Annotated in this window: 8 protein-coding genes and 2 pseudogenes; 2 read left to right on the top strand and 8 right to left on the bottom strand. The window is 68.9% G+C overall.

Going from position 1 to position 8,367, the window contains the following annotated elements:
• Positions 1–33 precede the first annotated feature (33 nt).
• Positions 34–392 (top strand): annotated as a pseudogene (locus VFR64_05530) (uracil-DNA glycosylase family protein).
• Positions 393–488: 96 nt separating this feature from the next.
• A complete protein-coding gene (locus VFR64_05525) occupies positions 489–881 on the top strand; it encodes a hypothetical protein (protein HET9489197.1) in 393 nt (130 codons plus the stop codon).
• 151 nt (positions 882–1,032) lie between these two features.
• On the opposite strand, the gene lpdA is transcribed toward VFR64_05525, so the two are convergent.
• From lpdA to VFR64_05485, 8 genes and pseudogenes are all read right to left on the bottom strand, one after another.
• The gene (lpdA, locus tag VFR64_05520) at positions 1,033–2,415 is read right to left on the bottom strand and encodes a dihydrolipoyl dehydrogenase (GenBank protein ID HET9489196.1); all 1,383 of its coding nucleotides are present in this window, start codon (positions 2,413–2,415) and stop codon (positions 1,033–1,035) included.
• A 120-nt stretch (positions 2,416–2,535) separates the two neighbouring features.
• Positions 2,536–3,852 carry a dihydrolipoamide acetyltransferase family protein gene (locus VFR64_05515; protein ID HET9489195.1) on the bottom strand — a complete coding sequence of 439 codons (1,317 nt, stop codon included), beginning with the start codon at positions 3,850–3,852 and terminating at the stop codon, positions 2,536–2,538.
• Positions 3,849–4,889: pseudogene (locus tag VFR64_05510) on the bottom strand (pyruvate dehydrogenase complex E1 component subunit beta). The gene VFR64_05515 and the pseudogene VFR64_05510 overlap by 4 nt, the downstream one beginning before the upstream one ends.
• On the bottom strand, positions 4,844–5,842 hold the full coding sequence (gene pdhA, locus VFR64_05505) for a pyruvate dehydrogenase (acetyl-transferring) E1 component subunit alpha (GenBank protein ID HET9489194.1): 999 nt from the start codon (positions 5,840–5,842) through the stop codon (positions 4,844–4,846). Before pdhA ends, VFR64_05510 begins: the two are co-directional and overlap by 46 nt.
• 19 nt (positions 5,843–5,861) lie before the next feature.
• The gene (nuoK, locus tag VFR64_05500; GenBank protein ID HET9489193.1) at positions 5,862–6,164 is read right to left on the bottom strand and encodes an NADH-quinone oxidoreductase subunit NuoK; all 303 of its coding nucleotides are present in this window, start codon (positions 6,162–6,164) and stop codon (positions 5,862–5,864) included.
• The gene (locus VFR64_05495) at positions 6,161–6,649 is read right to left on the bottom strand and encodes an NADH-quinone oxidoreductase subunit J (protein ID HET9489192.1); all 489 of its coding nucleotides are present in this window, start codon (positions 6,647–6,649) and stop codon (positions 6,161–6,163) included. Before VFR64_05495 ends, nuoK begins: the two co-directional genes overlap by 4 nt.
• The gene (locus VFR64_05490; protein HET9489191.1) at positions 6,649–7,188 is read right to left on the bottom strand and encodes an NADH-quinone oxidoreductase subunit I; all 540 of its coding nucleotides are present in this window, start codon (positions 7,186–7,188) and stop codon (positions 6,649–6,651) included. Before VFR64_05490 ends, VFR64_05495 begins: the two co-directional genes overlap by 1 nt.
• A 95-nt stretch (positions 7,189–7,283) precedes the next feature.
• Positions 7,284–8,363 (bottom strand): complex I subunit 1 family protein, encoded by a 1,080-nt coding sequence (locus VFR64_05485; protein ID HET9489190.1) that lies wholly within the window; start codon positions 8,361–8,363, stop codon positions 7,284–7,286.
• Positions 8,364–8,367 lie beyond the last annotated feature (4 nt).

The raw sequence follows: 8,367 nt of genomic DNA, 5'->3' as shown, positions 1-8,367 counted from the left end.
CTCGAGGAGGAAGGCCGCGGCGCGGCGCCGTACGTGCCCGCCGGCGCGAGGCTCGACGAGCTACGGGCGGCGGCCGCGCGGTGCACCGGCTGCGATCTCTACCGCCACGCGACCCAGGCCGTGTTCGGCCACGGGCCGGCCGACGCCCGCGCGATGCTCCTCGGCGAGCAGCCGGGCGACCAGGAGGATCTGAGAGGCGCGCCGTGCGTGAGGCCGGCCGGCGAGGTTCTCGACCGCGCGCTGGCCGAAAGCGCGGCAAGCGCCGGATCCACCAGACGCCGCGGTTGGCCGAGATCGCCGCCTGCCGCCCGTGGCTCGAGGCCGAGATCGGCGTGATCGAGCCCGAAGTGCTCGTCTGCCTGGGCGCCACCGCCGCCCGCACGATTCCGGGAGAACCTGAAGCGGTCCATCCAGGAGCGCATCGAGGCCCTGATCGAGCTCCAGAGCTTCGCCGAGGAGCTCCGTCGCGCCGGCCGGACCACCCGCCCGTGACGGACTTCAAGGCGCTCCTCCGAGCCCTGGCCGACGCCGGTGTGGAGTGCATCCTCGTGGGCGGCGTGGCGGCCATCGTCCATGGATCGGTCCGACTCACACGCGATGTCGACGTGGTCTATCGGCGCTCCGCCGAGAATCTCCAGCGGCTGGTCCTCGGCCTGGCCCCGTACCATCCGTACCCGCGGGGCGCGCCGCCGGGATTGCCGTTCCGCTGGGACGTCGCCACGCTGGAGCGTGGGCTGAACTTCACGCTGACCACGGATGTGGGTGATCTCGACGCGTTCGGCGAGATCACCCGGGGGCGGTGGCTACGAGGATCTGCTTCCCCACACATCGCCGAGCTGGAAGTGATTCTCGAGGAGCGCCGCCGGGCAGGGAACGGCTGAAACCTCGCCCGTTCGAACTGCTGAAGTTGGGTTAGCGGGTCAGGCTCTAACGGCGAATCGAGCTCAATCGAGCCACAGGCTCGATTGAGACGTGAAATGGGGGGTCTGGGAGGCCATGTCGGGGCCCCCCAGGTTCTTCATCCCCCCAGCTTCAAATATGAATGGCGCGGCCGAGGGCGGCCAGCGTGGCTTCCAAAGCCGCCTCCGACAGGGTCGGGTGGGCGTGGATCGTGTGAACGATCTCCTCGAGCGTCGCCTCCAGCGTCCGGCCCACGGCGAACTCGTGGATCATCTCGGTGGCCTCGGGACCGATGATGTGCGCCCCCAGCAGCTCGCCGGTGGCCTTGTCGGCCACGACCTTCACGAAGCCATCGGTCTCGCCGAGCGCCACCGCTTTGCCGCTCGCCGTGAGGGGAAAGCGGCCGACGCTCACGTCCCGCCCGTTCTCCCGGGCCCGGCTCTCGCTGAGCCCGATCGAGGCGATCTGGGGCCGACAGTACGTGCAGGACGGCACGTTGCCGTAGTCCACCGGCCGCGGATCCCGCCCGGCAATCGCTTCGGCAGCCACGACGCCTTCGGCCATGGCCTTGTGCGCCAGCAGCGGTGGCCCGGCCATGTCGCCGATGGCATAGATGCCCTTGATCGACGTCTCCATGCGGGGCGAGACCTTCACGAAGCCTTTCTCCATCTGCACCCCGAGGGCCTCCAGGCCCACGTCGCGCACGCGGGCCCCTCGCCCGACAGCCACCAGGACCTGCTCGGCCTCGAAGCGGCCGCCGTCGGTCTCGACCACCGCGCCGGGGCCGCCCGGCTTCACCGCGGTGACCTTCACCCCGGTCTTGATCGTCATCCCCCGCCGGCCGAACAGGCGCGCCAGCAGCGTCGAGACCTCCTCGTCCTCCACCGGCACCACCCGGGGCAGCGCCTCCAGGAGAGTGACCTGGGTCCCATAGGTGGCGTAGACGTCGGCGAACTCCACGCCCACGGCGCCCGCGCCGATCACGATGAGCGAGGCCGGCGCCCGCTCCTGCCGCACGGCGCCGTTGGAAGAGAGGATCAGCTTCTCGTCGATGCTCAGTCCAGGTAGCGACCGGGGCTCGGAGCCCGTGGCCAGTATGACGGCCCGGGCCTCGATGGCGTCAGTGCCGGCCTCGCCCCGGACCTCCACCTGCGTGGGGCTCTTGAGGCTGCCGGTTCCCGCCAGCAACGTGATCTTGTTCTTGCGGAACAGGAACTCGACGCCCTTGGCCATGCGGTCGGCGACGCCCCGGCTGCGGCGGACCGCTTCCGCGTAGTCGGCCTTCCACTCCTGCACGCGGATCCCGAAATCGGAAGCCCGCTCGAACAGGTGCACTACCTCGGCATTCCGGAGCAGCGCCTTGGTCGGAATGCACCCCCAGTTGAGACACACGCCCCCCGGCCGGTCGTCTTCCACGGCAATGACCGACAACCCGAGCTGCGCGCACCGAATCGCCGCGACATATCCGCCGGGCCCCGTCCCCACGACGGCGACGTCAGCCTTATGCGTGGCCATGATCATTAACAGGGCACGGGCACCCGGGCTCTCGCCACGCCCGTGCCCCGCCGCAATCACCCGCTGCGGTCATTCGCAGCGCGATCCGAGTCGTGACCACCGTTCTAGACGGGCCCACGGTCATACGAGCAGTCGCAGCGGCTCTTCGAGCAGCTGCTCGACCGTCTGCAGAAAGCGCGCAGCCATCGCGCCGTCCATGACCCGGTGATCGCAGGACAGCGTCACCGCCATCCGACGCCCGACGGTGACAGCGTCCTGGTCCACGACGGGGACTCGCCGAACGGCTCCCACCGCCAGGATGGCCCCTTCGGGGGGATTGATGATCGCCGAAAACTCCGTCACGTCGAACATGCCCAGATTCGAGATCGAGAAGGTGGCACCGCTCAGCTCCTGGGACCGCAACTTGCGCGTACGGGCCCGTTCGACGAGGTCCCGCGCCTCCACGGCGATCTGGGCGAGCGACTTGGCGTGGCAGTCACGGAGGACCGGGGTGATCAATCCCTCGTCGAGCGCCACGGCGAGCCCGAGGTGGACGCGGTGCCAGACGCGAACCGACTCACCCTGGAACGAGGCGTTGACCTCGGGATGCGCGAGCAGGCCCAGGGCGCAGGCCCGGATGACGAGATCGTTGACCGAGATCCTGGGTTGGCCCTCCAGGGCGTTCAGTTCCTCGCGGAGCTCCCAGGCCCGGTCCATCGCCACCTCGGCGGTGACGTAGAAGTGCGGCACCGGTGCCTTGGCCATCGGCATGCGCTTGGCGATGACGGCGCGGATCGGTGTCAGCGGCCGGTCCTCGTACTCCACCCCCGGCGCCGCCGGCCGGGCCGCCGGGGCCTGGGCGGGGACGGCCGTCCGCGCCGCCTCGACGTCGCGCCGGATGACGCGGCCGCCCGGCCCCGAGCCGCGGACGAGGCGCAGGTCCACACCCGACTGAGCGGCGATCTTCCTGGCCAGGGGAGACGCCTTCACCCTGCCCTCGTCTCGTGCCCCAGGGGCGCTCACCGGCGTCGTCCCCGGCCCCGCAGGCGCGGCCGCCGGGGCCGGGATGCGGGTCACGTGGTCCTCGCTCCGCGGCTGGGGCGGCACGGGCGCCGGCCGGTCCGACATCGTTCCCGCCGGAGCCGGCTGAGCCGCAGCGACCGCCGGCGCGGCCACCGGGCTGGGCGCCTGTGCGACCACCCCGGCGATGTCCTCGTCGGGCTCGGCGATCACGGCGACGAGGGCGCCCACCGGGGCCCGATCGCCGGCCGACACCAGCACCTTGCGCAAGACACCGCCCCCGAACGCCTCCATCTCCACGTCGGCCTTGTCGGTCTCCACCTCGGCGAGGATGTCGCCGCCCTGGACCCGGTCACCTTCCTTCTTCAGCCACTTGATGATGCGACCGGTCTCCATGGCCTCGGAGAGCTTCGGCATGACCACCCGGGTCACCGTCATGGCTCGCTCCCCTCGGAGTGGCAGACGCGGCGAATGGCCTCCACGATGCGCTCCTTGGACGGCGTCTTGGCCTTTTCCAGATTTCGCGCGTACGGCATCGGCGCGTTGGCCCCGGTGACGCGCTCCACGGGCGCATCCAGGTCGTCGAAGGCGTGCTCGGTGACGAAGGCGGCGATCTCCGAGCCCATGCCGGCGAATCCGGCCCCAGCTTCCACCACGACCGCCCGGTGAGTCTTGCGGACGGATCCGATGATGGTCGCCGCGTCCATGGGGCGCAGGGTGCGCGGGTCGACGACTTCCACCGAGAGGCCCTCGCCGGCCAGCTCCTCGGCCGCCTCCAGGGCCCGGTACATCATGCCCATGTAGGCGATCACGGTGACGTCCGTGCCCTCGCGGCGCACCGCCGCCTGTCCGAGCGGGATGATGAACTCGGGATCCTCGGGGACCTCGCCCTTCAACGCGTAGAGCGTCTCCGACTCGATGAAGATCACGGGATTCTCGTCCCGGATGGCGGCCTTGAGAAGGCCCTTGGCGTCCATCGGCGTCGAGGGCCGCACCACCTTGAGTCCGGGCACGTGATAGAAGTACACCTCCATCGACTGCGAGTGCTGGGCGGCGAGCTGGTGCGCCGGCCCGCCGGGGCCGCGGATCACCATGGGCACGTTGTACTGCCCGCCCGACATGTAGTGGAGCTTGGCCGCCGAGTTGACGATCTGATCCAGCGCCAGCAACGCGAAGTTGAACGTCATCATCTCCACGACCGGGCGCAGGCCGACCATCGCCGCCCCCACGCCGACCCCGGTGAAGCCCGACTCGGCGATCGGGGTATCCACGACCCGCCGGGGCCCGAATTCTTTGAGCAAGCCCTGGGTGACCTTGTAGGCGCCGTCGTAGAGTCCGACCTCTTCGCCGATCACGAAGACCCGCTCGTCGCGCTTCATCTCTTCCCGGAGGGCGAGATTCAGTGCCTCGCGATAGCTCATGACTGCCATCACGCGCCCTCCCGGTACACGTCGGTCAGGAGCCATTCCAGCGGCGGCTCGGCGGAGGCGTCGGCGAACGTCGTGGCGTCGTCGATGCGATCGTTGACATCCTTCTGGAGCGTCCGCACGTCGGCTTCGCTGAGGAGCCCGGCCTGGAGCACGCGGTCCCGGAACAGGACGATCGGATCCCGGAGCTTCTCCCGCTCGACCTCGTCCTTGCTGCGGTAGACGGCCCCCGCCGGGTCACGCATGGAGTGGCCGCGGAACCGGTAGGTGCGGGCCTCGATGAGCGACGGCGCCTTGTCCTTGCGCGCCCGCTCCACGGCCCGGCCTACGGCCTCGCGCACGGCCAGCACGTCCATGCCGTCGACGGCCTCGCCGGGGATGCCGTACGTCTGGCCGAACTTCCAGATGTCCGTCTGGGCCAGCGCCCGCTCGATGGCCGTGCCCATCGCGTACCGGTTGTTCTCGCACAGCCAGATCACGGGGAGCTTCCACAGGGCGGACAGGTTCATGGCCTCGTGGAACTCGCCCTGGGGCACGGACCCCTCGCCGAAGTAGCAGGCGATCACCTGGTCGGTGCCCCGGTATTTGATGGCGAAGCCGACTCCGGCGGCCTGCGGCAGGTGGGCGCCGACGATGGCGTGGCCGCCCAGGAAGTTGACGCTGGCGTCGAAGAGATGCATGGAGCCGCCTTTGCCCTTGCACAGCCCGTCCCGGCGGCCGTAGAGCTCGGCCATGACGCGGCGGGGGTCCGAGCCTTTGGCCAGGCAGTGGCCGTGCTCGCGATAGGCCGCGATGGCGTAGTCGTCCGGACGCAACACCGAGGTGGCTCCGACCGCGACCGCCTCCTCACCGATGTAGAGGTGCAGGAAGCCCCCGATCTTGCCCAGCGCGTAGGCCTCCGCCGCCTTTTCCTCGAAGCGGCGGATCAACATCATGTCACCGAGGAGCCGGCGGGCCAGGTCGGCGTCGACGTTCAGGGCTGGCTGCTTCTTCTGTGCCATGTCTCCTCCATACTCTGAATCACCAGCGCATCAGGCTGAGGTCATCGATGCTCAAGCGCTGGCGCACGCGAAAGATCGCCACGATGATCGCCAGCCCCACTGCCACCTCGGCGGCGGCCACCGCCATGACGAACAGCACGAGGGTCTGACCCTCCGGGCTTCCCCAGCGCTGACTGAAGGCCACCAGCGCCAGGTTGGCGGCGTTCAGGGCCAGCTCGATCGACATGAAGATCACCAGCGGGTTACGGCGGACGACGACGCCCACGACCCCGAGCGCGAAGAGCACCGCCGACAACACCAGATAGTAGGTGTCGGGGATCATGCCCGCCGCCTCGTCAGGAGCAGGACGCCGACCATCGCGGCCAGGAGCAGAACCGACGTGAGCTCGAACGGAAACAGATAGTCGGTGAACAGGATGGCCATGCTGGCCGGGAAGCTCGGCGGAGGCGCTGACGTCGCCGGCGCAGTGCTGCGCGCGGCCACGACCACGGCCAGCTCCACCAGCAGGACCACCCCCAGGGGCACGGCCAGCACCCGCCAGCTCCGGCGCGGGTCCGGCGCCGTCTCCTCCTTGCCGGGGATGAGCACGAAGATGGCGAAGAGGAACAGCACCATGATGGCCCCGGCATAGACGATGACCTGGGCGAAGGCCAGGAACTCGTATCCCATCATGAGGTAGAGAGCGGCGATGGCGCCGAGGTTGACGACGAGGAACAGGGCGCCGTGGATCGGGTTGCGCTTGATGAGCAAGCCGAGCGCGGACCCCACCGCGATCACCGCGATGACCAGGAAGGCGACCATGGCCATCACGGCTGGCGCTCCGCCGGGATGGGCACCGGCGAGGTCGGCCGGCCATCGGGGCCGGCCGGCTCGAGCGCGAGCAAGACTTCCTGCGTGTAGATCATGCCGGCCCGGCTGTAGGAGGAGAATTCGAGGATGCCAGTGTCCATCCGGATCGCGTCCTCCGGGCACGCTTCCACACAGTACCCACAAAAGACGCATTTGCCCAGATCGATGTCGAAGCGGGCAGGCACCTTCTCGATCTCCGGATTGGGATGTTCGTCGGCCACGATGTAGATGCAGTGGGCCGGGCACACCGTCTCGCACATCATGCAGGCTACGCACCGGGGGGAGCCATCCTCCCGGCGCACGAGCCGGTGCAGCGACCGCAACCGCGGAGCATACGGACGCCGTTCCTCCGGGTACTGGATGGTGACGGCTCCACGGGCGCGGCGTCGGCCCAGGGCCCGCGCGAGGTGGCCGCCCAGATTGCGGAAGAAGTGGCGGGCGGTGAGGGCCAGTCCGGAGAGCACCTCGAACACATAGAAGCGCTGGCGTAATTGCATTACTGGAGCGGGGTCCGCGTGGCCGGTTCAGGCCGTGGGTGGGCTGTTCGAGGTACGAGTGGCTGCGCTCGGCTAGGCCGATTATTCATCTCGGTTCAGCTCCATGCCAGCAGGACCAGGCCGGTGACGACGATGTTGAGGATGGAGAGCGGGAACAGGCCCAGCCAGCCCAGGTGCATGGCCTGGTCGTAGCGGAAGCGGGGCAGCGTCCAGCGGACGAGCATGAGCAGGAAGATCATCAGGCCCACTTTGAACACGAACGCCCCCACCTGCAGCAGCACCACGGCCAGGTGGGGCAAGGCCAGCGCGGCCCCCCAGGGAAAATGAAAGCCGTCGGATTGTAAGTAAGGCACCTGCCAGCCGCCCAGGAACAGCGCGGTGGTCATGCCCCCGATCACGACGGTCTCGAGGAAGTCGGCCATCGCGAACATGCCGAACTTCATGCCGCTGTACTCGATGAAGTAGCCGATGATCTCGGACTCGCTCTCCGGGGTGTCGAACGGGATCCGCCGGGTGGCCGCGATGCCGGCGGTGACGAAGAGCAGGAAGGCCAGCGGCTGCGTCACGAGACCCCACTTGGGGATCACGCCGGCGATCAGCTGGCCCTGCCCGCGCACGATCTCCTGCATGTCCAGGGAGCCGTAGACCATGATCACACCCATGATGGAGGCCCCGATCGAGATCTCGGCAGAAATCATCAAGGCGGCCGCCCGCTGGCCGCCCAGCAACGCGTAGTTGTTGCCGGAGGCCCAGCCGGCCATCATGACGCCGTAGACCCCGAGCGAAAGCATCGCGAAGACATACAGGATGCCTACGTTCAACGTGACCGCCTGCAGAGGGACCTCGCGGCCGGCGACACGCAGGGTGTCGCCGAACGGGATGGAGGCGAAGGCCACCAGGGCGAAGAAGACCGACACGAACGGGGCCAGGGTGAAGAGCAGCCGGTCCGCCCGGGCGGGCCGGAATTCCTCCTTGGTGAGCATCTTGATGGCATCGGCCAGGGGATGGAACAGCCCCATCAGCCGAACGCCGAAGATGGCCGCCCGGTTGGCTCCGATGCGGTCCTGCATGATCGCCGATTGCTTGCGCTCCACCCAGGTGAGCAGGCCGCCGGCATTGAGGACGAACAGCATCACGAAGGCCACTCGGCCCACGGCGATACCGAAATCGGCCACGGCT

This window comes from Candidatus Methylomirabilota bacterium (assembly GCA_035709005.1).
GTDB lineage: Bacteria > Methylomirabilota > Methylomirabilia > Rokubacteriales > CSP1-6 > 40CM-4-69-5.
Note: the sequence above shows the minus strand (reverse complement) of the source record. Positions and strands in the feature narration are given on the sequence as shown.

What these genes read in the sequence shown, in the direction of transcription:
- lpdA (HET9489196.1), bottom strand. Translation starts at nt 2,415, where the DNA reads ATGGCCACGCATAAGGCTGACGTCGCCGTCGTGGGGACGGGGCCCGGC.
- VFR64_05515 (HET9489195.1), bottom strand. Translation starts at nt 3,852, where the DNA reads ATGACGGTGACCCGGGTGGTCATGCCGAAGCTCTCCGAGGCCATGGAG.
- pdhA (HET9489194.1), bottom strand. Translation starts at nt 5,842, where the DNA reads ATGGCACAGAAGAAGCAGCCAGCCCTGAACGTCGACGCCGACCTGGCC.
- nuoK (HET9489193.1), bottom strand. Translation starts at nt 6,164, where the DNA reads ATGATCCCCGACACCTACTATCTGGTGTTGTCGGCGGTGCTCTTCGCG.
- VFR64_05495 (HET9489192.1), bottom strand. Translation starts at nt 6,649, where the DNA reads ATGGCCATGGTCGCCTTCCTGGTCATCGCGGTGATCGCGGTGGGGTCC.
- VFR64_05490 (HET9489191.1), bottom strand. Translation starts at nt 7,188, where the DNA reads ATGCAATTACGCCAGCGCTTCTATGTGTTCGAGGTGCTCTCCGGACTG.